The sequence below is a fragment of the Mycobacterium sp. IDUB_1 genome, assembly GCF_055419625.1.
The window spans coordinates 1,232,475-1,258,120 of the sequence record NZ_JBVAYA010000001.1; the positions used below are offsets into that span (position 1 = coordinate 1,232,475).

At 68.4% G+C, this 25,646-nt stretch carries 24 protein-coding genes and 1 riboswitch; of the genes, 17 read left to right on the plus strand and 7 right to left on the minus strand.

All coding sequences use genetic code 11. The annotated features are described in order from the left end of the window. Positions 1-105 precede the first annotated feature (105 nt). From ACZYYX_RS06195 to glnX, 3 genes are read right to left on the minus strand one after another with little or no spacing between them, the layout of a single operon-like run. Positions 106-2,397 carry a serine/threonine-protein kinase PknG gene (locus ACZYYX_RS06195; RefSeq protein ID WP_463813554.1) on the minus strand — a complete coding sequence of 764 codons (2,292 nt, stop codon included), beginning with the start codon at positions 2,395-2,397 and terminating at the stop codon, positions 106-108. Next, on the minus strand, positions 2,397-3,365 hold the full coding sequence (locus ACZYYX_RS06200) for a glutamate ABC transporter substrate-binding protein (RefSeq protein WP_463813555.1): 969 nt from the start codon (positions 3,363-3,365) through the stop codon (positions 2,397-2,399). Before ACZYYX_RS06200 ends, ACZYYX_RS06195 begins: the two co-directional genes overlap by 1 nt. After that, on the minus strand, positions 3,365-4,684 hold the full coding sequence (gene glnX, locus ACZYYX_RS06205) for a protein kinase G-activating protein GlnX (RefSeq protein ID WP_463813556.1): 1,320 nt from the start codon (positions 4,682-4,684) through the stop codon (positions 3,365-3,367). The genes ACZYYX_RS06200 and glnX overlap by 1 nt, the downstream gene beginning before the upstream one ends. A gap of 172 nt (positions 4,685-4,856) precedes the next feature. Here glnX and ACZYYX_RS06210 point away from each other — a divergent pair, with 172 nt between their 5' ends. After that, on the plus strand, positions 4,857-5,348 hold the full coding sequence (locus ACZYYX_RS06210) for an NUDIX hydrolase (RefSeq protein ID WP_463813557.1): 492 nt from the start codon (positions 4,857-4,859) through the stop codon (positions 5,346-5,348). Here the strand turns inward: ACZYYX_RS06210 and thiE are convergent. Then, positions 5,332-5,976, minus strand: a complete 645-nt coding sequence (thiE, locus tag ACZYYX_RS06215; RefSeq protein ID WP_463813558.1) for a thiamine phosphate synthase — start codon at positions 5,974-5,976, stop codon at positions 5,332-5,334. The genes ACZYYX_RS06210 and thiE overlap by 17 nt on opposite strands. Positions 5,977-6,021: 45 nt before the next feature. After that, a riboswitch (TPP riboswitch) is annotated at positions 6,022-6,131 on the plus strand. Between thiE and thiO the strand changes: the two genes are divergently transcribed. The 8 genes from thiO (at position 6,124) to ACZYYX_RS06255 (ending at position 14,337) form a co-directional block, all read left to right on the plus strand. Beyond that, complete coding sequence (thiO, locus tag ACZYYX_RS06220) at positions 6,124-7,143, plus strand: glycine oxidase ThiO (protein WP_463813559.1); 1,020 nt, start codon at positions 6,124-6,126, stop codon at positions 7,141-7,143. It overlaps the preceding riboswitch by 8 nt. Beyond that, on the plus strand, positions 7,140-7,337 hold the full coding sequence (gene thiS / locus ACZYYX_RS06225) for a sulfur carrier protein ThiS (RefSeq protein ID WP_463813560.1): 198 nt from the start codon (positions 7,140-7,142) through the stop codon (positions 7,335-7,337). Before thiO ends, thiS begins: the two co-directional genes overlap by 4 nt. A gap of 25 nt (positions 7,338-7,362) precedes the next feature. Continuing rightward, on the plus strand, positions 7,363-8,106 hold the full coding sequence (gene thiG, locus ACZYYX_RS06230; RefSeq protein ID WP_463814824.1) for a thiazole synthase: 744 nt from the start codon (positions 7,363-7,365) through the stop codon (positions 8,104-8,106). Then, positions 8,103-8,861, plus strand: coding sequence for an SGNH/GDSL hydrolase family protein (locus ACZYYX_RS06235; RefSeq protein ID WP_463813561.1), 759 nt, complete (start codon positions 8,103-8,105; stop codon positions 8,859-8,861). Before thiG ends, ACZYYX_RS06235 begins: the two co-directional genes overlap by 4 nt. A gap of 67 nt (positions 8,862-8,928) precedes the next feature. Then, positions 8,929-10,398 (plus strand): flavin-containing monooxygenase, encoded by a 1,470-nt coding sequence (locus ACZYYX_RS06240; RefSeq protein WP_463813562.1) that lies wholly within the window; start codon positions 8,929-8,931, stop codon positions 10,396-10,398. Between the two features lie 24 nt (positions 10,399-10,422). Further along, entirely contained in the window at positions 10,423-11,322 is a 900-nt protein-coding gene (locus tag ACZYYX_RS06245; RefSeq protein ID WP_463813563.1) for an alpha/beta fold hydrolase, read from the plus strand. A gap of 10 nt (positions 11,323-11,332) precedes the next feature. Next, positions 11,333-12,868: a M28 family metallopeptidase gene (locus tag ACZYYX_RS06250; RefSeq protein ID WP_463813564.1), complete on the plus strand. Its 1,536-nt coding sequence runs from the start codon at positions 11,333-11,335 to the stop codon at positions 12,866-12,868. Then, positions 12,865-14,337, plus strand: a complete 1,473-nt coding sequence (locus ACZYYX_RS06255) for a M28 family peptidase (protein WP_463813565.1) — start codon at positions 12,865-12,867, stop codon at positions 14,335-14,337. The genes ACZYYX_RS06250 and ACZYYX_RS06255 overlap by 4 nt, the downstream gene beginning before the upstream one ends. On the opposite strand, the gene ACZYYX_RS06260 is transcribed toward ACZYYX_RS06255, so the two are convergent. Genes ACZYYX_RS06260 through ACZYYX_RS06270 form a run of 3 tightly spaced genes read right to left on the minus strand, consistent with a single transcriptional unit; the run spans position 14,291 to position 17,204 of the window. Continuing rightward, positions 14,291-15,580 (minus strand): uracil-xanthine permease family protein, encoded by a 1,290-nt coding sequence (locus ACZYYX_RS06260; RefSeq protein ID WP_463814825.1) that lies wholly within the window; start codon positions 15,578-15,580, stop codon positions 14,291-14,293. The genes ACZYYX_RS06255 and ACZYYX_RS06260 overlap by 47 nt on opposite strands. Before the next feature lie 25 nt (positions 15,581-15,605). Next, positions 15,606-16,367, minus strand: coding sequence for an SDR family NAD(P)-dependent oxidoreductase (locus ACZYYX_RS06265; RefSeq protein WP_463813566.1), 762 nt, complete (start codon positions 16,365-16,367; stop codon positions 15,606-15,608). A 9-nt stretch (positions 16,368-16,376) separates the two neighbouring features. After that, positions 16,377-17,204, minus strand: a complete 828-nt coding sequence (locus ACZYYX_RS06270) for a sugar phosphate isomerase/epimerase family protein (protein ID WP_463813567.1) — start codon at positions 17,202-17,204, stop codon at positions 16,377-16,379. Between the two features lie 169 nt (positions 17,205-17,373). Between ACZYYX_RS06270 and ACZYYX_RS06275 the strand changes: the two genes are divergently transcribed. The 8 genes from ACZYYX_RS06275 (at position 17,374) to kdpB (ending at position 25,646) form a co-directional block, all read left to right on the plus strand. Next, a complete protein-coding gene (locus tag ACZYYX_RS06275; protein ID WP_463813568.1) occupies positions 17,374-18,708 on the plus strand; it encodes an MFS transporter in 1,335 nt (444 codons plus the stop codon). Beyond that, complete coding sequence (locus tag ACZYYX_RS06280) at positions 18,708-19,535, plus strand: transketolase (protein WP_463813569.1); 828 nt, start codon at positions 18,708-18,710, stop codon at positions 19,533-19,535. Before ACZYYX_RS06275 ends, ACZYYX_RS06280 begins: the two co-directional genes overlap by 1 nt. Continuing rightward, positions 19,532-20,515, plus strand: coding sequence for a transketolase family protein (locus ACZYYX_RS06285; RefSeq protein ID WP_463813570.1), 984 nt, complete (start codon positions 19,532-19,534; stop codon positions 20,513-20,515). Before ACZYYX_RS06280 ends, ACZYYX_RS06285 begins: the two co-directional genes overlap by 4 nt. A gap of 44 nt (positions 20,516-20,559) precedes the next feature. Further along, entirely contained in the window at positions 20,560-21,228 is a 669-nt protein-coding gene (locus ACZYYX_RS06290; RefSeq protein WP_463813571.1) for a GntR family transcriptional regulator, read from the plus strand. A 401-nt stretch (positions 21,229-21,629) separates the two neighbouring features. Beyond that, positions 21,630-21,725 (plus strand): potassium-transporting ATPase, encoded by a 96-nt coding sequence (locus ACZYYX_RS06295; RefSeq protein WP_463813572.1) that lies wholly within the window; start codon positions 21,630-21,632, stop codon positions 21,723-21,725. Further along, a complete protein-coding gene (locus ACZYYX_RS06300) occupies positions 21,722-21,811 on the plus strand; it encodes a potassium-transporting ATPase subunit F (RefSeq protein ID WP_463813573.1) in 90 nt (29 codons plus the stop codon). The genes ACZYYX_RS06295 and ACZYYX_RS06300 overlap by 4 nt, the downstream gene beginning before the upstream one ends. Further along, a complete protein-coding gene (gene kdpA / locus ACZYYX_RS06305) occupies positions 21,811-23,481 on the plus strand; it encodes a potassium-transporting ATPase subunit KdpA (RefSeq protein ID WP_463813574.1) in 1,671 nt (556 codons plus the stop codon). Before ACZYYX_RS06300 ends, kdpA begins: the two co-directional genes overlap by 1 nt. Next, on the plus strand, positions 23,481-25,646 hold the full coding sequence (kdpB, locus tag ACZYYX_RS06310; protein WP_463813575.1) for a potassium-transporting ATPase subunit KdpB: 2,166 nt from the start codon (positions 23,481-23,483) through the stop codon (positions 25,644-25,646). The genes kdpA and kdpB overlap by 1 nt, the downstream gene beginning before the upstream one ends.

Genomic DNA, 25,646 nt, shown 5'->3' on the forward strand with positions numbered 1-25,646 from the left:
ACGATACTACGAATATCGTAGGTTGACCATAATTTTTCGCCGATCGGTCGAGGTGGCTGCGCCGCGAAACTAAAGGTATAGACGCTATGGCAACGGATTTCGTCGTCAGAAGGTCGACATGGGCCGCACGCTGTTGGCGAGGTCGACCAGCGCGTACCGGTGCGCCTGCGTCGGTGCCACCCGGGCGAGGCTGCGTAGCGACGCCTCGACACCCAGCGCAAGCCCATGCTCGGTGAACGGGAACCCGAGGATGTGATTGGTGCTCGCGGTGTGGTCGGCCAGCCAGTCCATCGCGGTGCCCAGCACCAGCGCGCGGATCTGCAGCACCCGGGGCTCGGTGTCGGGCAGTGCCTCGACCCGGCGCGCCGCATCGCGGATCTGCTGCTCGGTGATCTCCCCTGCGGATCGACCGGACAGCAGCGTCACCGCGCTCGTCAGCCGGGCCGTCGTGAAATGTCGTGACGTGGCGGGCACTTCGTCGAGGGTGCGCACCGCGGCCTCGCGTTCGCCGGCCGCCGACTGGGCCCGCGCGAGCCCGAACCCGGCGGAGATCACACCGTTGTCGGTGCCCCACACGGTCTTGTAGAACTTCTGTTCGTCGGCGTTACCGGCGAGCTCTGCGGTCGCTGCCAGCGCCAGCTTCGGGGCGAGCTCACCGGGCAGGGTGTCCAGCACGTCGGTGAAATACTTTGTCGCCGAGTCATAGTCGGCGGTCAGTAGCGCGGCGACGGCACGGAACCAGAGCAGCCGCCACCGCCAGCCGACCCGCTCGGCGAGCTCGTCGAGTTTGCGGGTGGCCTTGGCGACGTCGCCGAGGTCGAGCAGTGCGCGGACCTCCATCAGTGGCAACTCGATCGACTCCGACAGGTCGATCCCCTCGGAGTCCAGCGCGCCGTGCCGCGCCGCCCGCAACGAATCCAGCGTCTGCACAGGCTGACTCAGCACCGTCGCGCTGAGGATCGTCGCGCCGACATCGGTCGGATCGACCAGCGGCACCTGCAGGGCCCGCACGATCTCCTGGGCGGTCAGCTTCTCCGAGTGGACCTGGCCGTCGAGATAGACGTCGGTGTGGGCGACCAGCAGATCCACTCCGAAGGTCGACCGGGACCGGCTGAACGTGGTGGACAGGCCGGGCCGCGGCAGCCCGGTGTCCTGGGCCACCACTTCGCGCAGCACACCCATCAGCTGGCTCGACATCTCCTCGGCGCTGACGAACCGGCGCCGCGGGTCGGGGTCGATGGCGCGGCGCAGTAACCGGCCGAACGAGTCGTACTCGGTCAGCACCGGGTCGTCCTCGGGCAGCCCGTCGGCGTAGCGGCCCTTGCGGGTGCGCATCCGCAGCGTCAACGCCGCCAGCGTGCGGCCCACCGTGTAGATGTCGGTGGCCACGGTCGGCCCGGTCCGGACGATCTCGGGAGCCTGGTAACCCGGTGTGCCGTAGAGGTAACCGAATGAATTGATGCGTGACACCGCACCGAGGTCGATCAGCTTGAGCTGGTCCTCGGTGACCATGATGTTCTCGGGCTTGAGGTCGTTGTAGACCAGACCGATGGAGTGCAGGTAGCCCAGCGCGGGCAGGATTTCGAGCATGAAGCCGATCGCCTCGGCGACCGGCAGCCGGGTCCGCTCGCTCGACTTCAGGTGGGTGGCCTGCTTGAGCGACGTGCCGCCGACGTACTCCATCACGATGTAGCCGACCGGGTTGCCGTGCTTGTCCTCGTGCTCGACGAAGTTGTAGATCTTCACGATGCCGGGATGGGTGACCTGGGCCAGGAATTGGCGTTCGGCCATCGCGATGGCCTGGGCCTCGGCATCGCCGGAATGCACGAGGCCCTTGAGCACCACCGGCCGGTCGTTGACGTTCTTGTCGAACGCCAGGTACACCCAGCCCAGACCGCCGTGGGCGATGCACCCCTTGATCTCGTACTGGTCGGCGACGATGTCACCGGCCGCCAACTGCGGCAGGAACGAGTACGCGCTGCCGCAGTGCGGGCACCACCCCTCCGACAGCGCCTTGCCGTCATTCGAGGAGCGGCCCACCGGGCGGCCGCAGTTCCAGCAGAACCGCTTCGACTCGGCGACCACCGGGTCGGTCATCAACGCGGTCAACGGATCTCGCGCCGGCACCCGAGGAATCTCGACCAAACCGCCGCCGAGCCGCCGCGTGGGCGAGAGGGCGCGTGTCATCGTCGTCGCCTGGTCCTGCGGCTCGGTGTCACCGGTGTGGAACCCCGAACGGAACGACGAGTCGTCATCGTCGTCGTCGAAGTTGGGCCGGAACACCGCCTGGGTGGCCATCGGCCGCACCGTGGAGATGGAGTCCTCGCTCAGCTCGGCCAGATCGGCGAACGAGGCGGGTTGGGTGCCGGGATCGTCCCCGGTGTCGGTCTCGGTCATCAGTCCGAATACCTCGCCACCGGCGGTGAGGGCGCGGGACCCAGCACCGTCAACCACTTGCGGTACAACGTGTTCCACGTGCCGTCGCGGCGGATGCGCTCCAGTGTCCCGTTGACGAACCGGACCAGGCCGGGGTTGTCGAGATTGACCCCGATCCCGTAGGGCTCCTCGTTCATCGACGGCCCGACGATGTGTAGATACGGATCCTGGGACACCAGTCCGGCCAGGATCGAGTTGTCGGTGCTCACCGCGTCGACCTGACGTTGCTGCAGCGCCACCAGGCAGTCCGCCCACGTCACCACGCCGACGATGATCGGCGGCGGCGCGATCTCCTGGATGCGCTGCAGCGATGTCGTGCCCTTGGCCACGCACACCCGCTTGCCCGACAGATCGGCCGCCCGGCGGATCGTCGAGTCGCGGGGAGCAAGGATTCGCTGATCGGCGGTCAGGTACGCGGTCGAGAAGTTGACCAGCTTTTTGCGCTCGCACGTGATCGTCATGGTCTTGACCACCACGTCGACCTCGTTGTTGCGCAGCGCCGCGATGCGGTCGGCCGAGGACAGGATGCGGTACTCCACCTGTGAGGGGGTGCCGAAGATGTCGCGGGCGATCTCCCCGGCGATGTCGACGTCGAAACCGGTGATCTCCCCGGTGATCGGATCGCGGAAGCTGAACAGGTTGCTGCCGATGTCCAGTCCGACGATCAGCCGGCCGCGCGCCTTGATGTTGGCCACCGCGGCGTCGGCCTCGGCCTTGGTGTCGAAGGGGCGCAGGCTCGCCGTGCGATCGCACTGGTCGTCCGGCAGTGACGGCGGCTGGGCCGGTCCGGGCGGCAGCTCGGCCATCCCCGACGGGGACGGCGGCGCGAGCGTCACCGTCGGCGTCGGCACCACCGGCGCGCTCTGGCCACACCCGGCCAGGAGCCCCGCCATCAGCAGGGCGGCCGGGATCTTCGCGCAAGCGCTCATCACCTGTACTCGCTCAGTCGCGGCCAGATGCCCAGCGCCACCGCGATCGCGGCCATCACCGACAGCACGGCGGCACCGACCGTGGCGCCGGAGAGCACCCGGCGCGCATTGACGATCTCGTTGCGCAGCTGGGCCCGGCTCTGCTCGATGCCGTTGGTCAGGGCCTCGTCGAGTTTGTCGAACGCCGGCGTCGCATCGTCCTCGCCGACACCGAGGGCGACCTGCGTGGCGGCCTGGTAGTTGCCGACCGCGATGTAGGCGGTGATCCGGTCGTCGGCGGCACGCCACCGATTGAGCAGCGCGTCGGCGTCGGCCAGGTTGGTCTTGTCGATGGAGTTGTCGGTGCCCAGATAGCGGGCCAGCTGCTCCTGCATCTGATCGATGCGTTGGTAGTAGGACTGCTTGCGCACGTTCTCGTCGCCGCGGCGGATCAGCGACAGGGTTTCGTCGGCGCGGGCCTGCTGGGCGGTGATCGCGAGGGTGGTGACGGTCTTGAGGGACTCGGCCGCGGTCTCCTTGGCGCTGCGGCTGTCCGAGGTCGAGATGATCAGCGCAGTCCCCACCCAGATCAGCATGATCAGAACAGCCATCCCGCCGGCCACGAAGCCGATGTTCACGCGGCGGCGCGTCCGCTTGGCCAGCCACCGGTTGGCGAACGCGCCGAACAACAGCGTGCCGACGACGATCAGGATGACCGGGCCGGGGATGCGGGTCGACGCGGTGGTCTCGGCGTCGACGCGCGCCGAGGTCTGTTCGTAGAGCCGCTGGGCATCGGGCAGGATCTGCTGCTGCATCAGCGATGACGCTTCGGACAGGTATGACGAGCCGACCGGGTTGCCGGCCCGGTTGTTGGTGCGGGCGGTCTCGACGAGCCCGGTGTAGACGGCGAGCCGGGCGTTGATCCGGCCGAGCAGCTGCACCAACGGTTCGTCGGTGAGCCCGCTGGAGGCCCGGGCGACGGCGACCGCGGCGTCGGTGATGGCCTGCTCGTAGCGCTGTCGCACGGCGCGCGGTTCAGCCCCGGCGATGAAGGCGGTGGCAGCGGCGGCGTCGGCGACCGAGAGCGTGGTGTAGAGCTGGCCGGCGGCGAAGGACAGAGGTTCGGTGCGGTTCAGCACTGTGGTGAGCGCTTGCTGGCGGTCGTTGATCGTGGTCGACGTGGCGAAGGCACTGGCGATGACGAGCGTGGCCAGGATCAGCCCGATGGTGAGGATGCGACCCGGCGTCGTCCACAGGAACCACCACCGCGGGTGGGCAGTGACCGTCGGTGACCGCGACGCAAGAGGCTCGGTCGACGGGTGCGCCAACTCGACAGTCACGTGTGCGCGGACCTCATCCCGGTCTCGATCTCAACGACGGTGGAAATTCTATCGGTGCAAAATCTCTGAGGGAATTCTAAGAGATTCACCGCCGACGCGTGCGGATTCGAGGTCACGACTCGCCAGTGGCTGATCGTGATGGGGCCTGGAACCGGTTCCTTAAGCTGGACGGGTGCGTGGTGACGGTGACGGGTGGGTGGTATCAGCCGGCGGGACCGCCTACTGGGGCAGGCACGGTGCCGCCGGTCTTCTCCTGCGGGCCCCGCTCTCGGACGGATCGCTGGCGGTGCTGCTGCAGCACCGGGCGCCGTGGAGCCACCAGGGTGGGACGTGGGGACTGCCGGGAGGCGCCCGCGACAGCCACGAGACGGCCGAGCAGGCCGCGATGCGCGAGGCCCACGAAGAGGCCGGTCTGCCCGCCGAGCAGGTGGTGGTCCGCACGACTGTGGTCACGTCGGAGGTGTCCGGCTGGTCCTACACCACTGTGATCGCCGACGCCGAGGCGCTGCTCGAGACCGTGCCGAACCGGGAGAGCGCCGAACTGCGCTGGGTGGCCGAGGACGAGGTGGCCGACCTGCCGCTGCACCCGGGATTCGCGGCCAGCTGGAACCGCCTGCGTGAGGTCGCCGCGGGGTTCCCGCCCCTGGCTAACCCGCCGCGGTGAGTGCCGCCTTCAGCTCTGCCGCCGCGGCCCTCGGATCGTCGGCGGCGGTGATCGCGCGGACGACGACGATGCGGCGCGCCCCGGCCTCGAGGACCTCGGGCAGCCGGTCGGCGTCGATGCCGCCGATCGCGAACCACGGCTTGGCGGGATTGCGCGCCGCGGTGGCGCGCACCAGGTCCAGGCCGGGCGCGGGCCGACCGGGTTTGGTCGGCGTCGGCCAGCACGGGCCCACACAGAAGTAGTCGACGGGCTCGTCGAGGGCTGCCGTCACCTGGTCGATGTCGTGTGTCGAGCGCCCGACCGTGCCGGTGAAGATGTGCCGGGCCACCGGCAGCGGCAGGTCGTCCTGCCCGAGGTGCAGCACGTCGGCATGCGCCGCGTACGCGACGTCGGCGCGGTCGTTGACCGCGATCAGTGCGTCATGGCGGCGCGCGGCGTCGGCGAGCACCTCCAGCGCGGCCAGCTCGTCGCGGGCCTCCAGTGGACCGAACTGCCGTTCTCCCGGCGACCCCTTGTCGCGCAGCTGGATGATGTCGACCCCGCCGGCCAGGGCGGCGTCGGCGAACTCCGCGAGATCGCCGCGCTCCCGGCGGGCGTCGGTGCACAGGTACAGGTGGGCGTCACGCACACTGCGAACCGTAGCGTCCCCGCGACGTAGGCTGGACGGCGACAACACCGTCCACACGGGAGTCCCGGGTTCGGGGACTGAGAGTGAGCCAGCCGGCTCTGACCGTCGCACCTGATCCGGGTCATGCCGGCGAAGGGAGTAGCAGTCGTGAACCCCCATCCCCAACGGCTCGCCGTCATCGGCGGCGGCGTCATCGGCCTGGCGATCGCCCGCCGGGCCGCTCAGGACGGCTGGCTGGTGCGAGTGCACAGGACCGGCACCCCCGGCGCCTCCTGGGTGGCCGGCGGCATGCTCGCCCCGCACAGCGAGGGATGGCCCGGCGAGGAACGTCTGCTCCAGATCGGCCTGGCCTCGCTCGCGCTCTGGCACGACGGCTTCCTCGACGGTCTGCCGCCCGAGGTGGTCACCGCCCGGGAGTCGCTCGTCGTCGCGGTGGACCGCGGCGACGCCGCCGACCTGCGAACCGTGGGGGACTGGCTGTCGGCCCAGGGACACCCCGTCACGCCGACCATCGCCGCCCGCGACATCGAACCCCTTCTCGCGCAGACGATTCGGCACGGCTTCATCGCCGAGACCGAGCTCGCGGTGGACAACCGGGCCGTCGTCGACGGGCTGGCTGCGCATTGCGAGCGTCTGGGTGTCGAGTGGGCGCCGCCGGTCACCGCGCTGGCCGAGGTGAGCGACGCCGACTCGGTCGTGATCGCCAATGGCATCGACGCGCCTGCGCTGTGGCCGGGCCTGCCGATCCGGCCGGTGAAGGGCGAGGTGCTGCGGCTGCGCTGGCGTCGCGGCTGCCTGCCGATCCCGTCGCGGGTGGTGCGGGCCCGGGTGCACGGCCGACAGGTCTACCTGGTGCCGCGTGCCGACGGAGTGGTGGTGGGCGCCACGCAGTACGAGCACGGCCGCGACACCGCGCCGACGGTGACGGGCGTGCGGGAACTGCTCGACGACGCCTGCGAGGTGATGCCGGCGCTGGGGGAGTACGAGCTGGCCGAATGCGCGGCGGGCCTGCGCCCGATGACAGAGGACAACGTGCCGCTGGTCGGCAGGCTCGACGAGCGGACCCTGGTGGCCGCCGGTCACGGCCGGTCGGGTTTCCTGCTCGCGCCGTGGACGGCCGAGACCATCGCCGCCGAACTGCGCGTACTGGAAGGAGTGACGCCGTGAAGCTGACGGTCAACGACAAGGCCGTGGAGGTCGACGGTGAGGTCACGGTCGCCGCGCTGCTGGACCGGCTCGGCTACCCGGAGAAGGGCATCGCCGTGGCGGTCGACTGGTCGGTGATCCCCCGCTCGCAGTGGGACGTCGAGCTGACCGACGGAGCGAAGGTCGACGTGGTGACGGCGGTGCAAGGTGGCTGAGGTGGTCGAGCGCACGACGGGCACGCTGAACATCGCCGGCCGAGAGTTCGGGTCGCGGTTGATCCTGGGCACTGGCGGAGCGGCCAATCTCGCGGTGCTCGAGGAGGCGCTGGTGGCGTCGGAGACCGAACTGACCACCGTGGCGATGCGGCGGGTGGACGCCGACGGCGGCACGGGGGTGCTCGACCTGCTCACCCGGTTGGGCATCACCCCGCTGCCGAACACCGCGGGCTGCCGCGGCGCCGCCGAAGCGGTGATGACCGCACAGCTGGCCCGCGAGGCGCTGCAGACCGACTGGGTCAAGCTCGAGGTCATCGCCGACGAGCGGACGCTGCTGCCGGATGCGATCGAATTGGTCAGGGCCGCCGAGCAATTGGTGGACGACGGCTTCGTCGTGCTGCCCTACACCAACGACGATCCGGTGCTGGCCCGCCGGCTCGAGGACACCGGCTGCGCGGCGGTCATGCCGCTCGGGTCGCCGATCGGGACGGGGCTCGGCATCGCCAACCCGCACCACATCGAGATGATCGTCGACCGCGCCTCGGTGCCCGTCATCCTCGACGCCGGCATCGGGACGGCCAGCGATGCAACGCTGGCGATGGAATTGGGCTGCGACGCCGTGCTCTTGGCCACCGCGGTCACCCGGGCAGCCGACCCGGCGGCGATGGCCGCGGCGATGTCGGCGGCGGTGCGGGCCGGCTACCTGGCGCGCCGCGCCGGTCGCATCCCGAAGCGCTTCTGGGCCCAGGCCTCCAGCCCGGCGTTATGAGCAGGTATGTGGCGCTGGGCAGTTCGATGGCTGCCGGCCCCGGAATCCAGCCGCGGGTGCCGGGAACGCCGCGTGCCGCCGGACGATCGGCCCGCAACTACGCACACGTGGTCGCCGAAGCCCGCGGGTTCGACCTCGTCGACGTCACCTATTCGGGGGCGACGACAGCGCACATCCTGACCGATCCCCAGCGTGGGGCTCCTCCCCAGATCGAGGCGCTCGACGGAACCGAAGCGCTCGTCACGATCACGATCGGCGGCAACGACGTCGGCTACGTGCCGATGCTGTTCGCCGCCGGCCTGCCCCGGGCGAGCCGTGCGATCCCGCTGCTGGGCAGCCGGCTCCGGGGTCTGCTGAACCCGGCAGAGCGGTACCTGGCGCTCGACGCGGTCAGCGCCGCGCTCGTGGAGGTGGGGGAGATGGTCCGACAGCGCGCACCCCGCGCGACGGTGCTGTTCGTCGACTACCTGACGCTGCTGCCGCCTGCCGGCGAGGCCGCTCCACCACTGAGCGATCGCGATGTGGCGCTGGGCCGCCACCTCGCCGGTGAGCTCGAGCGGTTGACCGCCGAGGCGGCCGCAGCCACCGGGTGTGGCCTGGTGAGGGCTGGTGAGGCCAGCCGCGAGCACCACGCGTGGTCGTCCGATCCGTGGACCACCCGGTTCGGCTGGCCGGTTCCGCGCAGGCCCGCACCGCTGCACCCGAACGCTGCGGGCATGCGCGCTGTGGCGGACCTGGTGCTCGCCGCGGCCTGATCGACAGGTTGTCGAATCTCTCGACACACTGTTGACCAGATCGACATGATGTTGATAGCTTTACATCATGACCGAATTTGTCGACGTCGTCATCGTCGGAGCCGGGATCTCCGGCATCAGCGCCGCATGGCACCTGCAGGAACACTGCCCGGGCAAGAACTACGTGATCCTCGAGCGGCGTGAGCAGCTCGGCGGCACCTGGGACCTGTTCAAGTACCCCGGTATCCGGTCGGATTCCGACATGTACACCCTCGGCTTCCACTTCAAGCCGTGGGCGACCGACCAGATGATCGCCGACGGCCCCTCGATCTGGAACTACCTCAACGAGGCGGCCACCGAGAACGGCATCGCCCAGCACATCCGCTACGGCCAGCGCGTCACCTCGGCCAACTGGTCCGACGAGCACAGCCGGTGGGAGCTGACCGTCGAGCGCAACGGCGAGACGGTCGAACTGCACACCGGGTTCCTGTGGGCGTGCAGCGGCTACTACAACTACGACAAGGGGTTCTCTCCGGAGTTCGCCGGCGCCGAGGACTTCGGCGGCACCGTCGTCCACCCGCAGCACTGGCCTCAGGACCTGGATTACCAGGGCAAGAACATCGTCGTGATCGGCAGCGGGGCCACGGCGATCACGCTGATCCCCGCTCTCGTCGACAGCGGCGCGGGCCACGTGACGATGCTGCAGCGCACCCCTACCTACATCGGGTCCCTGCCCGACAAGGACCCGTTCGCGGCGCGCGCTTACAAGATGATGCCGGAGAAGGCCGCCTACACCGCGGTGCGCTGGAAGGCGATCCTGCAGGCCACCGCGCAGTACCAGCTCGCGCGCACCCTGCCCAACGTCTTCCGGAAAGCGTTGCGCACCATGGCCGAACGTCGCCTGCCCGACGGCTTCGACTACGACAAGCACTTCGCCCCCGACTACAAGCCGTGGGACCAGCGCGTGTGCCTGGCCCCCAACGGTGATCTGTTCAAGACGATCCGCAAGGGCAAGGCCGACGTCGTCACCGACGTGATCGACCACTTCACCGAAGACGGCATCGCGCTGGCGTCGGGTCAGCAGCTCAAGGCCGACATCATCATCACCGCAACGGGATTGAACGTGCAGTTCTTCGGCGGCGCCGAGGTGCTGCGCAACGGCGAACCGCAGGACCTGTCGAAGTCGGTGGCCTACAAGGGTCTGATGCTCTCGGGTCTGCCGAACGTGGCGTTCACCTTCGGCTACACCAACGCGTCGTGGACTCTCAAGGCCGACCTCACCTCCGAGTACGTCAGCCGGCTGCTGCACTACATGGACACCCGCGGGTACGACACCGTGGTGCCGCGCGATCCCGCCCCCGATGTCGAGGAACTGCCGTTCGTCGACCTGACGTCGGGCTACATCAAGCGTGCGCTCGACCGCCTGCCGAAGTCGGGATCGAAGGCGCCGTGGCGGCTCAAGCAGAACTACCTCGTGGATCTGCGTGTCATCCGCACCAGCAAGATCGACGACGGCACGCTGGAATTCAGCAAGCAGCGGGCGTTGGCCAGCGCCTGAGGTCTTCCGCGTAAGTTTCCAGATGTGACCGACGCGCAGCGGCTGACCTTCGAGTTCGATCATCTGGAGGTCAGTGCGCTGGCGTGGGGGCCTGACGACGGCCGGCTGGTGCTGTGTCTGCACGGCTTTCCCGACAGTGCGTGGGGCTGGCAGAAATTCGCGCGGCTTCTCGCCGCGCGGGGCATGCGGGTGGTCGCGCCGTTCTCGCGGGGGTACGCGCCCACCGGCCCGGCTCCCGACGGGGACTACCACATCGGGGCGCTGATGCACGACGCACTGGCGGTCCATCGCGCACTCGGGGCACCCGACGACGCGGTGGTGATCGGCCACGACTGGGGTGCATTCACTGCGGCGGCGTTCGCGGCGTACCCCGAGTCGCCGTTCGCCGAGCACATCACGATGGCGGTCGCGCCGATCGGAGCCGTGAACCGGGCCCGCGGGGATGCCGCCCGGCAGCTCCGGCAACTGCCCCGTCAGCTGCGCAATAGCTGGTACATCCTTTTCTTCCAACTGCCCCGCGTGCCAGAGCGCGTGCTGCCGCGCGTCATCCGCAGGCTCTGGCAGGACTGGGGCCCGGCTGGTTTCGACACCAGCGCCGAGCTCGACGCGGCGCTCGCCGCGCTGCCGAGTGCGCCGCACCGGCGCGCGGCGCTCGGGTACTACCGAGCCCTCGTCCGCCCGGGTGCCCTGCAGGAGCGCTACGCAGACCTGCACCGCTGGCGCTTCGAGCTGCCACGCGTGCCGATCCTGCATCTGCAAGGCGTGCAGGACGGCGCGATGCTGGTCGACTACGCCGAGGCTGTCCGCGACGTACTGCCCGCCGGCAGCACGGTCACCACGCTCCCGTCGGCAGGGCACTTCCTCCAGATCGAGGAGCCGCAGCTGGCCGCTGACGCGGTACTGGAGTATCTGGGCGCGCGCTAACGTGGTGCGGGTGACCCACACCCGACTGCGGCTGGCGATCCTGCTCGCCGTCGCACTCCTTGTCGGCGGCGGATGCAGCCGCGACAGCCAACCTGCCCCCGCTGAGTCCCCTTCCAGCTCCGCATCGCCGTCGGTCGACGCCGGCGCGGCTGCGCAGTTCGCCGATGCCCTCGCCAAGAAGGTCACCGTCGACGCGACGATGGCGCATCTCACGGCGCTGCAGGACATCGCCAACGCCAACGGCGGGAACCGGGCGCTGGGCACCGGCGGTTACTCCGCAAGCGTCGACTATGTGGCAAAGGCACTGCGCGACAAGGGCTTCGATGTGGAGACTCCGGAATTCGAGGTCCGGCTGCCATGGGCGGACGCGCCGAAGCTAACGGTCACGGGCGGTTCCGGCGAAGACCAGGTCACCGCGCGGCCTCTCGAGTACACCGTCGGCGCGCCTGGCGCAGGGGTGACCGGACCGATCGTCGCGGCCCGCGTCGAGGACACCCCGGGCTGCACCGCCGAGGACTACGACGGGCTGCCCACCCGGGGCGCCGTCGTCGTCGTCGACCGCGGCTCCTGTCCGTTCGGCGAGAAGCAGACCGCCGCCGCGTCACGCGGTGCCGTCGCGCTCATCGTCGTCAACAACGCCGACGGCGAGATGACCGGTGGCACACTCGGCGAGAGCACCGACGTGAAGATCCCGGTCATCAGCGTCGCCAAGGCCGAGGGGCCGCGGCTGCGCGAGGCAGCCGGCGACGCGGCCACCATCAGGATGAACGCCGGGGTGCGGACCGAGAAGACCCGCAACGTGATCGCGCAGACCAAGACCGGCAACACCGCCAACGTCGTCATGGTCGGCGCGCACCTGGACAGCGTGCCCGAGGGTCCGGGGATCAACGACAACGGTTCGGGAACCGCCGCGGTCCTGGAAACTGCTCTGCAACTGGGAAGTTCACCGCAGGTCGCCAACGCGGTGCGGTTCGCGTTCTGGGGTGCCGAAGAACTCGGACTGCTGGGCTCCTACAACTACGTCAACTCGCTGAATGTGGAACAGCTCAAAGACATCTCGCTCTACCTCAACTTCGACATGCTGGGCTCGCCCAATCCGGGCTACTTCACCTACGACGGCAACCAGTCCACCGCGCCGGGCAACGGGCCGGTCCCGCGGGTACCCGAAGGGTCGGCGGGGATCGAGCGCGCCCTCATGGGTTACCTGGACCGCGCCGGAAAGCAGGCGCAGGACACGTCTTTCGACGGCCGGTCCGACTACGATGCGTTCACCCGCGCCGGAGTGCCTTCCGGCGGGCTGTTCTCCGGTGCGGAAGAGAAGATGACCGCCGACCAGGCGAAGCTCTGGGGTGGGCAGGCCGATCAGCCGTTCGACCCGAACTACCACAAGGCGTCCGACACCCTCGATCACATCGACCGCACCGCGATGGGAATCAACGGCAGCGGAGTCGGCTGGGCCGTCGGGTTCTACGCACAGGATCAGAGCGGCCGCAATGGAATTCCGGTTCGCGACGACCGCACCCGCCACGTCCTGCGCGAATCATGACGGGCTCGGCCAAGGCGGCCATGGCGGCGCTGGCCGCACTGGCCGTCGTCGTGGCGGCGTGCTCGTCGCAGAGTGCGGCGCCGCCTCCCGATCTGGCCTCCGAGTTGGCCCAGCAGGTCACCGCTGACGGGGTGTATCGCCATCTGGTCGAGTTGCAGAAGGTCGCCGACGGACACGACGGCAACCGTGCCGACGGCACGCCGGGCTACCAGGCGAGCGTCGACTATGTCGCGAAGGCGTTACGCGACAAGGGTTTCGACGTGCAGACACCGGAGTTCCAACGGTTATCGGGCTCCAGTGGCGGGCGACCGGCGCTGACCGTCGGCCGTCGCACGTTCCGCGTCGACCAGGCGTCGCTGCTGCTCACCACCGCGCCCGGCGGGCTCAAGGCGGTGACCCTGCGGCCCCGCGCGGCCGCCGGCTGTGCCGCCACCGACTACACCGGCGTCGCCATCAAGGGTGCCATCGCGGTGGTCGACGACAGCGGATGCTCGGTCGTCGCCAAACACGACGCGGCCGCAGCCGCCGGTGCAGTGGGCGTCCTCGTCGTCAGTCAGGCCACCCCGAGCCGACCGGTCGGAGCACCTGCCGGCCTGTTCACTCCCGGCTACTACCAACGCATGTCGATTCCCGTCGGCGTCATCGATCCGACCGCGGATGCGGCGCTGAGGCGCACCGGCGCCCCCGTCACGCTGGTGCTCGACAACAAGCCGGTGATGACGACGTCGCGCAACGTCATCGCCCAGACCTCGGCGGGCAGTACCGACAACGTCGTGGTGGTCGGTGCGCACCTCGACGGTGCGGCCGGCGGTCCCGGCATCGACGACAACGGCTCCGGCGTCGGGGCGGTCTTGGAGACCGCTCTGCAGATGGGTCCGAAACCGAACGCCGGCAACGCAGTTCGCTTCGCCTTCTGGGGTGGCGGCGAGCTGTCGGCTGACGGTTCGGCCGCCTTTTTGCGCGCGCTGAACCCCGACGAACTGGCCGACATCGCGCTCTACGTCGACCTCGACGTGATCGGCTCACCGAACGCGGGGTACTTCACGCTCGACGGTGATCAGTCCGCGCAGACCGGGGCCGGCGTTCGGCGCCTGCCGGACGGATCGGCGGGCATCGAGCGCACGCTGGCTGCACGGCTCTACGACCAGGGCGTGCGGCCGGCCGACATGCCGCTGACGAGCGGTACCGACTACGCGCCGTTCGTCGCCGCCGGGGTGCCGGTCGGGGGGTTGACCACCGGGACGTCGCAGGCCAAATCCGAGGTGCAGGCGCGCATCTGGGGCGGTCGCGCCGGCGCCGCGTTCGACCCCAACTATCACCGCCGCGGCGACACCATCGACAACGTCGACCGACGAGCATTGGGCGTCATGGCGTCATCCGCTGCGGCAGCAGTCGGCAGCTACGCGCAGTCGATCGAGGGCGTCAACGGGGTTCCGGCGCGGGATCAGCGGAATCGGCAGAAGCCTTAGTCGCCGTCCTGAGACCCAGCAGTCGCATGCCGTGGTAGACGATCAGCGCGGCGATCGAGCCCAGCGCGATCCCGGTGAACTGCAGACCGCCCACGGTCCAGGTGAAGTCGGCGATACCGATGATCAGCGGGATGGCCGCGGTCATCTGGTTCACCGGTAGCGAGAAGTCCACGTGATTGGTCAGCCAGATCCGCACGCCGAGAATGCCGACCAGGCCGTAGAGCACCACCGTCGCGCCGCCGAGCACCCCTGCCGGCACGGCGGAGATCGCGGCACCGACCTTGGGGCACAACGAGAGCAGGATCGCGACCCCGGCGGCGACCCAGTACGGCGCGGTCGAGTAGACGCGGGTCGCGGCCATCACCCCGATGTTCTCGGCGTAGGTCGTTGTGGCCGAGCCGCCCCCGAACCCGGCGAGCGTGGTGGCCACGCCGTCGGCGGCCAGTGCCCGGCCCATCAGCGGATCCATGTCGCGCTGCGTCATCTGTCCCACCGACTTGACGTGGCCGATGTTCTCGGCGATCAACGCGACCACGGCGGGCAGGAACAGCGGCAGCACCGACAGCGAGAACGTCGGAGTCTGGAACTGCGGCAGCCCGATCCAGGGCGCGGCCGCGATGCCCGACGTGTCGATCTGGCCGAGGATCAGCGCGAGCACATATCCCGCTGCGACCGCGAGGAAGATCGCGAGCCGGCCGATCATGCCGCGGAAGAACGCGAGCACCGCGACCAGCAGCACCAGCGTCACGACCCCGAGCACCGGGCCCTTCTCGAAGTTCTGCTTGGCCACCGGCGCCAGGTTCAGCCCGATCAACGCGACGATCGCCCCCGTGACGACGGGCGGCAGCGTCAGGTCGATCCAGCGGGTGCCCGCGACGTGCACGACGGCGCCGACGATCATCAGCAGCACGCCGACGGCGATGATGCCACCGAGTGCACTCCCTGCGCCGTCGGAGGCCACCGCCGCGGTGATCGGTGCGATCACCGAGAAACTCGACCCCAGGTAGCTGGGCAGTCGATTGCCGGTGATCAGCAGGAACAGCACCGTGCCGACACCCGAGAACAGCAGCGTGGTGGCCGGCGGGAAGCCGGTCAGGACCGGGACCAGGAACGTCGCGCCGAACATCGCGACGACGTGCTGGGCGCCCAGTCCGATGGTGCGGGGCCAGCTCAGCCGCTCGTCGGGCGCGACGACGAAGGACGGGTCAGCTCGGGAATCGACACGCTTCCAGGCGAGGAACATCCAAGCGGCGGGCATTCCCGAGACTCTAGTGAATGTGGCTGCCTCCGTTGATGTCAACGGTGGTGCCAGTGAGGTAGCTCGCATCGTCGCCGGACAGGAACGTGATCACCGCGGCGATCTCTTCGGTGGTGGCGGTCCGGCCGACGGGGATGTCGGCGGCCAGCTTGGCCTCCTGCTCATCGGTAGAGCCGACCCGGATGTTGGTGTCGACCGCGCCGGGGGTGACCGCGTTGACGGTGACACCCGTGGCGGCGACCTCGCGGGCGAGTGCCTTCGTGAAGCCGAGGATCGCAGCCTTGGCCGACGAGTAGGGCACCTTGCCGAACACGCCGCCACCGCGCTGCGCCGACACCGAGGACATGTTCACGATGCGGCCCCACCCCTGTTCGATCATGCCGGGGAGGAAGGCCTTGGTGACCAGGTAGGTGCCGGTCGCGTTGACAGCCATCACCGTGTTCCACAGCTCGAGGGTGGTCTCGAGGAACGGGACGGGTGAGGTGATGCCCGCGATGTTGGCCAGCGCGCCGACCGGCGGGAGGTTGCCCGAGGCCACCTCTGCGGCGACGGCCTGCTGGGCGGCGTCCACCGATTCCTCCGAGGTGACGTCGATCGCGCAGCCGAACGCGGGTACCGCGTACTGGTTGCCGATCTCCGCGGCCACCTTGGCCGACTTCTCGCCGTCGAGATCGAGGATGACGACGGCCCAGCCTTCCCGGGCGTAGCGCTGGGCGACGGTCATGCCGATGCCACGGTCGGAGGTGGCGCCGGTGATCACTGCGGTTCTCATGGGTGTCTCCTAGATCAGTTCGGAAATCAGATGCGCGGCAGCGGCCGTCGCCTCGGGTCGGTCGTCATGGGTGATGTCGCGGGTTTCCAGCTCCAGCGAGAAGTGGCCGTGATAGCCCGCGTCTGCCAGGGCTTTGAGGCCGCCGGCGAAATCGACGGCGCCGTTGCCGACGGAGAGATTGATGTTGCCGGGCACGGCGTCGCGGATGTGGACGTGCGCGATGCGGGGACCGAAGCGGGCGACGAAGTCCAGCGGGTCCCCACCGGAGGCGACGATGTGGCTGAAGTCCATGACGATGCCGACTTCGGCGCCGAAGCGGCTGGTCAGCGCCTGGGCGCGGGCGATGTCGCAGCAGAGTCGGTGGAAGTGCAGCGACTCGGTCCACAGCTCGACCCGGGCGGCGGCGGCGACGTGCGCGGCGGCGATGAGTTCATCTGCCACCCGGTCGAGGTCGTCGTCGAGGGACACCAGCGGTGAGTGGGAGAGCGCGCCGCACGGCAGAACCAATGCGCGCGCCCCGGTGGCGGCGGCGAGCGCCACGAGCATGTCCAGATGCCGGCGCCGCGCGGCGGCCTGGTCGGGGGACAGCTCCGCGTTCAGGTCACCGATGTCGCCGTTGATCGAGCGGACGCGCAGGCCCGAGGCGGCGACGGTCGCGGCCACCTGCCGTACCGCCGCCTCGTCGAGGACGTAGGGCACGTGGTCGCAGACGCCGGGCAGGGCGCCGAGGTCGATCTCGGAAAAGCCCAGGTCGGCGATCGTCGCGACGGCTTCGTCGAGTGGTTGGTGGCGAAAGCTGATCGTCGAGCAGCCGAGCCGGGAGTGCACTTCGGTCATGTCACCTCCTGTGATAGCGGCCACAATAACCGAGTTGACTGTCAACAGTCAACTATCGACAGGCCGTTTATGTTGACTGTTGACAATGGCTGTGCGCGGGCTCACACTCAGTGACGCAGCGCACTGTTGACCGTCGACAGTGACGCGGATCTTTGAAAGGATGGCCATCATGAGCGATGACGCTCTGACGATGCGGGGTCCGGTGCACGGCACGAAGGACGCCAAACGAGTCGCGATCGGTTCCGGGGTCGGTGCCGTGATCGAGACCTACGACTTCATCGGGTTCGGGACCGCCGCGGCGCTCTACTTCGGCACCGCGTTCTTCCCGAACTCCAGCCCGGTCGCCGGCACGCTGGCCGCATTCGCGACGCTCGGCGTCGGCTTCGCGGCGCGCCCTCTCGGCGGCATCATCGGCGGCCACCTCGGCGACAAGGTCGGCCGCAAGCCGGTGCTCGTCGCCTCGCTGATCGTCATGGGACTGGCCACGTTCGCGATCGGTCTGCTGCCCACCTACGCCATGGCCGGTGTGGCGGCGCCGATCCTGCTGGTGACCGTCCGCATCATCCAGGGTCTGGCCTTCGGTGCCGAATGGGGCGGCGCCATCCTGATGAGCTACGAGCACGCCCCGTGGAAGCAGAAGGGCCGTTACACCGGCATCGTGCAGGCCGGCTTTCCGGTCGGGCTGCTGCTCGCCAACCTCGTCTTCCTGGTCAGCGTCCACCTCGGTGGCGACTGGGCCTGGCGGGTGCCGTTCCTGGCGAGCATCGTGCTCGTGATCGTCGGTCTGATCATCCGCGCCAAGGTGCCCGAGTCGCCGGTGTTCGAGAACGTGAAGGACAAGGGCGACATCGTCAGGGCGCCGATCGTCGAGGTGGTCAAGCGTGACTGGCGAAACATCCTGCGCGGCATCGGTCTTCGGATCGCCGAGACGGCCGGCTACGCCGTCTCGATCACCTACATGATCAGCTACCTCAAGAGCGCCGAGCTGGCCACCAAGACCGAGACCCTCGTCGCGCTGTGCGTCGCGTCGTTCCTCGGCATCTTCGCCACGATGGCGTGGGCGCGGTTGACCGACAAAATCGGCAGGCGGCCGGTCTACATCGGCGTGTGCGCTTTCGCGATCCCCTTCGGCGTGCTGATGTTCCTACTGGTCAACACCGGGTTGCTGGTGCTGATCGTCGCGACCTTCGTCATCGCATACAGCGTGTGTCAGAACGCCCTCGCCGGCGCGCAGGGTGCCTGGTTCCCCGAACTCTTCACCGCGAACACCCGCGCCTCCGGCGCCTCACTGGCCTACCAGATCTCGGCGATGGTCTCCGGATTCACCCCGTTCATCACGACGCTGCTCTACGAGGGCTTCGGCTGGGTCGGGCCGGCGGTGCTGTTCTCGGTCTACGCCGCGATCGGACTCTGGGCCGCGCTGATCACCCGGGAGACGTGGGGCCCGGCCGAGCGCAAGGCCGCCGACGTCGCCGCCGGCCAGCAGCCCGCGATGGCCGCCTGATGCGCGCGCAACGGGTGCGTGACGCTGCCTACCGGATGCGTCACCACGTCCTGAACATGGGTGAAGCGCAGGGGCAGGGCTACGTCGGCCAGGCCCTCGGGGCCGCCGACATGCTCGCCGCGGTCTACGCCGATCAGCTCACCTACCGCGCCGACGATTCGCACTGGGAGGGCCGCGACCGGTTCCTGCTCTCGACCGGTCACTACGCGATCGGCCTGTACGCCGCACTCGCGGAGGCCGGCATCATCGGAGTCGACGAACTCGAGACGTACGGATCCGACGACTCTCGACTGCCGATGTCCGGAATGGCAAGTTACACACCGGGTATGGAGATCTCCGGCGGATCACTGGGTCACGGCCTCACCGTGGCGGTGGGGATGGCATTGGGGCTGCGTCACCAGGGGTCGACGGCCAGGGTGATCAACTTCCTGTCCGACGGTGAGCTCGACGAGGGGTCGACCTGGGAGGCCGCGATGGGCGCCTCACATCACGCGCTCGGAAACCTGATCGCGATGGTCGACATCAACGCGTTGCAGGCCGACGGCCCCACCATCGGGGTCCTGCGCACCGAACCCGTCGTCGACAAATGGGCGGCATGCGGTTGGCATGTGCAGCGCGTCGACGGCAACGACGTCGACGCACTCCTGGGCGCCTTCGACCGCATTGATCACGGACGGCCGTCAGTGATCCTGTGCGACACCAGGATCGGCCGAGGGGTGCCGATGCTGGAGCAGCGGGAGAAGGCGCACTTCATGCGCATCGACGCCGATGAGTGGCAGATCTGCCGCGATCAACTGACCGAAGGCTACCGAGGAGTGCCGGCATGACCTCTGCAACCAAACTCAAGACCTCGGCGATGATCGCATCGTTCGCCGACCCCGGGCAGAAGACCACGCCCGCGCCGTTCGGGCACGCCCTGGTCGAGGCCGCCCAGCGCGACGAGCGCATCGTCGGGCTGACGGCCGATCTGGGCAAGTACACCGACATGCACATCTTCGCCCAGGCCTTCCCCGAGCGGTTCTTCCAGATGGGCATGGCCGAGCAGCTGCTGTTCGGCGCCGCGGCGGGCATGGCCGAGACCGGGCTGGTGCCGTTCGCCTCGACCTACGCGGTGTTCGCCGCGCGACGCGCCTACGACTTCATCTGCCTCGACATCGCCGAGCCCAACCTCAATGTCAACGTGGTCGGCGGATTACCCGGTCTGACAACAGGTTACGGTCCGTCGCACCAGGCGACCGAGGACATCGCGATCTTTCGGGGCATGCCGAATCTGACGATCGTCGATCCGTGCGACTCGGTCGACATCGCCCAGGCCGTGCCGCAGCTCGCCGAACACCCGGGCCCCACGTACCTGCGGCTGCTTCGCGGGAATGTGCCCACCGTGCTGGACGAGTACGACTACCGCTTCGAGCTCGGGAAGGCGAAGGTGCTGCGCGACGGAGCCGACGTCGTGCTGATCTCGTCGGGGTTGATGACCATGCGCGCGCTCCAGGCGGCCGAGCAGCTGGCCGGCCACAACGTGGACGTCGCCGTGGTGCACAGCCCGACCATCAAACCGTTCGACGCGGATACCGTTGCAGCGCAGATTGATTCGGACCGGTTGGTGCTGACGTGTGAGAACCACACCGTGGTCGGGGGTCTCTTCGAGACCGTCGCCGCGATGGCGGCACGGCGCGGCCTGGGCGCCCGGATCACGCCGATCGGTCTGCCCGACGAGTTCCTCGACGCGGGCGCGCTGCCCACGCTGCACGACCGCTACGGCCTGTCGACCGCGCGGATCGTCGCGACGGTGCTCGAGCGACTGTAGGATTCAATGTCGACAGCCAAATGTTGACAATCAGGGAGTCCGTCATGTCGGTCGACGCCACGTCGCTGCTGAGGTTGGAGAAAACCTCCCTGCGGCAGCAGGCGCTCACCGCGCTGCGGCGCGCCATCACCACGGGGCAGCTCACTCCCGGCACCCACCTGGTGGAGACCGAGCTGTCCGAGGCGCTGCAGATCAGCCGCGGCACGCTGCGCGAGGCGATGCGTCAACTCCAACAGGAGGGTCTCATCTCGGCGGGCGCGCGGGGCCGGCTGTCGGTGCGCCACCTCGACGCCAAGGAGATCGCCGACATCTTCGCCGTCCGCGCCGCTCTCGAGTCGCTGGCCGCCACGCTGCTGGCCGGCCGGGACGACCGCGCCGACGCCGGGGCGGCGCTGCGCAAGGCCGTCGACGACATGGACCGGTGGTCGGCGTCGAACCTGGAGGACCGCATCGAGGCCGATCTGCGCTTCCACCGGACGATGTGCCAGCTCACCGGCAACGAGACGCTGGTGCATTCCTGGTCGTCGCTGGAGGGCAGCATCCGGATGTCGATCATGTTCGCCGGGGTGGACCGTGCTCTGAAGAACATGGACGTCCATCGCCACCTGACGATCGTCGAGGCCATCGAGGCAGGCGATGCCGATTCCGCCGCGGCCACCGTGCGCGAGCACATGGCCGGCGCGGCGGCTACGTTGGTGGGTTCGCAGGGCTGACCGCCCGAATCTCCGACATCCCGGTGTCAACCGTCCACCACAACATCTCGACTGCGCCGGAGGTGCCGGTCACGGTCCGTCGGCACCCGTAAAGGCCGCGATGCCGGTCTCCGACTGTGTCCCGGAGCTCCTCGACGACGGTCATCAGCGAACTCGGGTCCGACTTTCGGTAGGCCAAGGACCTGGTTGTGTCCTGGATCACTCTCGTGTGAGCAACCTCGGTCCTTCGGTGGTTGCGACCCTGTCGGGAGGACAGAAACGGGCGTAACGGAAGGAAGCCGTAAAGGAGCGCATGGGCGGCGTCAAAAAGTCGTAAAGACACTGGCCCTTGCGACCGGCTAGGCAGAAAGTGTGGAAGGCCTGTGAAATCCGCGGGCCTGCACTCGTGTGGGAGTAACCCCGTGTCTGACCCCTTGTCACTGGTCATCTTCGTCGCGCTGACGGTGGCGGTCTTCGCCGTCCTCGGCCTGGTGCAGAAGTTGGTCGAGAAGTTATGAGCTTCGAGAACATCGTCGGCCTGGTGCTGTCGATCCTGGTCGCGCTCTTCTTGTTCGCCGCCCTACTGTTTCCCGAGAGGTTCTAGTGAGCAGTACCACCGCGGGGATCCTCTTCCTCGCATCGCTCGTCGTCGCGCTGGCGGCCGTCCACGTGCCGCTGGGTGATTACATGTACCGCGTCTATTCCTCCGAGAAGCACCTCGGCGGGGAGCGCGTGATCTACCGGTTGATCGGTGCCGATCCGAAGGCTGAGCAGACCTGGGGCGCATACGCCCGCAGCGTGCTCGCTTTCTCGGCGGTCAGCATCCTGTTCCTGTTCGCTCTGCAACTGGTGCAAGGCAGACTGCCGCTGCATCTGAACGACCCGGCCACCCCGATGACGCCGGCGCTGGCGTGGAACACCGCGGTCAGCTTCGTCACCAACACGAACTGGCAGGCCTACTCCGGAGAGTCCACGCAGGGCCATCTGGTGCAGATGGCGGGACTGGCGGTGCAGAACTTCGTCTCGGCCGCCGTCGGCATGGCCGTGGCGATGGCATTCGTGCGCGGCCTGGCTCGACGCAACACCGGCGAACTCGGCAACTTCTGGGTCGACCTGGTGCGCGGCAGCATTCGCATCCTGCTGCCGCTCTCCATCGTCGCCGCGATCGTCCTGGTCGCGGGTGGCGCGATCCAGAATTTCGCACTCCACGATCAGGTCGTGAACACCCTCGCGGGCGCCCAGCAGACGATCCCCGGCGGACCGGTCGCCAGCCAGGAAGCCATCAAGGAGCTCGGCACCAACGGCGGTGGCTTCTACAACGCGAACTCCTCGCATCCGTTCGAGAATCCGACGACGTGGACCAACTGGATAGAGATCTTCCTGCTGCTCGTGATCGCCTTCTCGCTTCCCCGCACGTTCGGCCGCATGGTCGACAGCCGCAAGCAGGGGTACGCGATCGTCGCCGTGATGGGCGTCATCGCCACGATCAGCGTCAGTCTGACGATGCTGTTCCAGCTACAGGCCCATGGCACCGTGCCGACAGCAGTAGGCTCAGCGATGGAAGGCGTGGAACAGCGCTTCGGAGTAGCTGATTCGGCGGTGTTCGCCGCATCGACCACACTCACGTCGACGGGCGCGGTGAACTCGTTCCACGATTCCTACACCAGCCTCGGCGGCATGATGACGATGTTCAACATGCAGCTGGGCGAGGTCGCCCCCGGCGGTGTCGGATCCGGCCTGTACGGCATGTTGATCCTCGCTGTCATCACGGTGTTCGTCGCGGGGCTGATGGTCGGCCGCACCCCCGAATACCTCGGGAAGAAGATCACCCCCCGCGAGATCAAGCTGGCCGCAACCTATTTCCTGATCACGCCGTTGATCGTGCTGACCGGTACCGCCGTTGCCATGGCGCTGCCCGGGCAGCGCCATGGGATGTTGAACACGGGCCCCCACGGACTCTCGGAGGTCCTGTACGCCTTCACCTCTGCGGGCAACAACAACGGTTCGGCCTTCGCGGGCATCAGCGTCAACACCGAGTGGTACAACACCGCGCTCGGCCTGGCAATGGCCTTCGGCCGCTTCCTGCCGATCATCTTCGCCCTCGCACTCGCCGGTTCGCTTGCCCGGCAGGGCAAGACGCCAGAGTCGATCGGCACGCTGCCCACCCACCGGCCACAGTTCGTCGGCATGGTCGCCGGCGTGACCCTGATCCTGGTCGCTCTGACCTTCCTGCCCATGCTCGCGCTCGGGCCCCTCGCTGAAGGAATCCACTGATGTCTGTCACCACCATCGAGGCCGCGCACCAGAAGCAGTCCTCGTCGTCAACGCAGGGAAAGATCCAGGGCGGTCTGCTGGATCCGGCGATGATCCGTAAATCCCTGCCCAGTGCACTGGCCAAACTCGACCCGCGCACGCTGTGGCGTAACCCGGTCATGTTCATCGTCGAACTGGGCGCAGTCTGGAGCACGATTCTCGTCATCGTGGATCCGACGTGGTTCGGCGTGCTGATCGTCATCTGGCTCTGGCTCACAGTCGTTTTCGCGAACCTGGCCGAAGCTGTCGCGGAGGGCCGCGGAAAAGCGCAGGCGGAATCGCTGCGCAAGACCAAGACCTCGACGATGGCCCGCCGGTTGGTGGACTGGCAGCCGGGCGGGCCCATCCGCGAGGACGTGGAAGAGTCGGTGGCCGCTCCGCTGCTGCAGCAGGGCGACGCAGTGGTCGTCGAGGCCGGCGAGGTGATCCCCGGCGACGGCGATGTCGTCGAAGGCATTGCCTCGGTGGACGAATCGGCCATCACCGGAGAATCGGCGCCGGTGATCCGGGAATCCGGTGGCGACCGGTCGGCCGTCACCGGCGGCACCACGGTGCTGTCGGACCGGATCGTCGTGCGCATCACGCAGAAGCCGGGCGAGAGCTTCATCGACCGGATGATCGCGCTCGTCGAGGGCGCCAACCGGCAGAAGACTCCCAACGAGATCGCGCTGAACATCCTGCTGTCATCCCTGACGATCATCTTCGTGTTCGCCGTCGCGACCCTCCAACCGCTGGCGATCTATTCGAAGGCGAACAACCCGGGCGTTCCGGACAGCCTGGCGCTGGGCGGAAACGGCGTCACCGGCATCGTGATGGTCTCGCTTCTCGTGTGCCTCATCCCGACGACGATCGGCGCGCTGCTGTCCGCCATCGGTATCGCCGGGATGGACCGCCTCGTGCAGCGCAACGTGCTGGCCATGTCGGGACGCGCCGTGGAGGCCGCCGGCGACGTCAACACCCTGCTGTTGGACAAGACCGGAACGATCACGTTGGGCAACCGGCAGGCAGCCGCCTTCGTGCCGGTCGACGGTGTCACCGACGATCAGCTCGCCGACGCGGCGCAACTGTCCAGCTTGGCCGACGAGACCCCCGAGGGTCGCTCGATCGTCGTGTTCGCCAAACAGCAGTACGGACTGCGCGCGCGCACCCCGGGAGAACTGGCCCACGCCACCTGGATCGAATTCTCCGCCACCACAAGGATGTCGGGCGTCGACCTGACAGACGGGACCGACGACCACCAGCTCCGCAAGGGCGCTGCCAGTTCGGTCGCCGACTGGGTGCGCACCCAGGGCGGCGAGGTACCGGCCCAGCTCGGTGACATCGTCGACGGCATCTCCGCCGCAGGCGGCACACCGCTGGTCGTCGGTGAGGTGCGCGGCGGTGCCGCACGGGTTCTCGGCGTCATCCATCTCAAGGACGTCGTCAAGGAGGGCATGCGGGAACGCTTCGACGAGATGCGCCGCATGGGTATCCGCACCGTGATGATCACGGGCGACAACCCCTTGACTGCCAAGGCGATTGCCGATGAAGCCGGTGTCGATGACTTCCTGGCCGAAGCGACGCCGGAAGACAAGATGGCGTTGATCAAGAAGGAGCAGGCCGGCGGCAAGCTGGTCGCGATGACGGGCGACGGCACCAACGACGCACCCGCCCTGGCGCAGGCCGACGTCGGCGTCGCGATGAACAGCGGCACGTCGGCGGCCAAAGAGGCCGGCAACATGGTCGATCTCGACTCCGATCCGACCAAGCTGATCGAGATCGTCGAGATCGGCAAGCAGCTGCTCATCACGCGCGGCGCGTTGACGACGTTCAGCATCGCCAACGACATCGCCAAGTACTTCGCGATCATCCCCGCGCTGTTCGTGGGCCTGTTCCCGGGCCTCGATCTGCTCAACATCATGCGGTTGCACAACCCGCAGTCGGCGATCCTCTCGGCGGTCATCTTCAACGCCCTGGTGATCGTGGCGCTCATCCCGCTCGCGCTGCGCGGTGTCCGCTACACGCCGAGCAGCGCGTCGAAGCTGTTGAGCCGCAACCTCTCCCTCTACGGAATCGGGGGGATCGTCGCGCCGTTCATCGGCATCAAGCTGATCGATCTCGTCGTCCAACTCTTCCCAGGAATGTGA

Bases quoted from the DNA above. Each gene is read 5' to 3' on its own strand.
- ACZYYX_RS06240 (WP_463813562.1), top strand. From the start codon at position 8,929: ATGACCGAATTTGTCGACGTCGTCATCGTCGGAGCCGGGATCTCCGGC.
- ACZYYX_RS06260 (WP_463814825.1), bottom strand. From the start codon at position 15,580: ATGTTCCTCGCCTGGAAGCGTGTCGATTCCCGAGCTGACCCGTCCTTC.
- ACZYYX_RS06275 (WP_463813568.1), top strand. From the start codon at position 17,374: ATGAGCGATGACGCTCTGACGATGCGGGGTCCGGTGCACGGCACGAAG.
- ACZYYX_RS06255 (WP_463813565.1), top strand. From the start codon at position 12,865: ATGACGGGCTCGGCCAAGGCGGCCATGGCGGCGCTGGCCGCACTGGCC.
- ACZYYX_RS06280 (WP_463813569.1), top strand. From the start codon at position 18,708: ATGCGCGCGCAACGGGTGCGTGACGCTGCCTACCGGATGCGTCACCAC.
- ACZYYX_RS06300 (WP_463813573.1), top strand. From the start codon at position 21,722: ATGAGCTTCGAGAACATCGTCGGCCTGGTGCTGTCGATCCTGGTCGCG.
- ACZYYX_RS06200 (WP_463813555.1), bottom strand. From the start codon at position 3,365: ATGAGCGCTTGCGCGAAGATCCCGGCCGCCCTGCTGATGGCGGGGCTC.
- ACZYYX_RS06235 (WP_463813561.1), top strand. From the start codon at position 8,103: ATGAGCAGGTATGTGGCGCTGGGCAGTTCGATGGCTGCCGGCCCCGGA.
- ACZYYX_RS06290 (WP_463813571.1), top strand. From the start codon at position 20,560: ATGTCGGTCGACGCCACGTCGCTGCTGAGGTTGGAGAAAACCTCCCTG.
- kdpB (WP_463813575.1), top strand. From the start codon at position 23,481: ATGTCTGTCACCACCATCGAGGCCGCGCACCAGAAGCAGTCCTCGTCG.
- ACZYYX_RS06195 (WP_463813554.1), bottom strand. From the start codon at position 2,397: ATGACCGAGACCGACACCGGGGACGATCCCGGCACCCAACCCGCCTCG.
- ACZYYX_RS06285 (WP_463813570.1), top strand. From the start codon at position 19,532: ATGACCTCTGCAACCAAACTCAAGACCTCGGCGATGATCGCATCGTTC.
- ACZYYX_RS06265 (WP_463813566.1), bottom strand. From the start codon at position 16,367: ATGAGAACCGCAGTGATCACCGGCGCCACCTCCGACCGTGGCATCGGC.
- ACZYYX_RS06270 (WP_463813567.1), bottom strand. From the start codon at position 17,204: ATGACCGAAGTGCACTCCCGGCTCGGCTGCTCGACGATCAGCTTTCGC.